Source organism: Bacillus sp. SIMBA_026 (genome assembly GCF_046535335.1).
GTDB classification, from domain to species: Bacteria; Bacillota; Bacilli; order Bacillales; family Bacillaceae; genus Bacillus; species Bacillus velezensis.
Genome location: NZ_JAWRWX010000158.1, coordinates 1 through 272, shown reverse-complemented (window position 1 = coordinate 272; position 272 = coordinate 1). Strand labels below are relative to the sequence as shown.

Annotated in this window: 1 protein-coding gene; it reads left to right on the top strand. The window is 65.8% G+C overall.

Annotation, left to right across the window (positions count from 1 at the left end):
- A partial coding sequence (locus tag SB847_RS21050; RefSeq protein ID WP_410578560.1) for a hypothetical protein occupies positions 1 to 272 on the top strand: 272 nt, incomplete at both ends.

The window sequence follows — 272 nt, the reverse complement described above, 5'->3', positions numbered from 1 at the left end:
CGGTGTGATGAGCGGGCCGCACGACTGCATCGTCGCCACCGGCCAGCACAACCAACAGCAATGGGTCGACGGCCGCAGCGATCCCGACACGCATTATGTGAAACAGGGCGTCCTGACGCCGCGGCCGCAGAACCCGGCGGTCCTCGATGGCGGAACGCTGTCCGGCTTGCCGGTGCCCAGCACCATCAACATCGGTGGCGTCGACTACCCCTGCGACGAGCCCGTCGCTGAACTGGCTTTCGACCAACCTGGCACCTATCGAATCGTCGTCC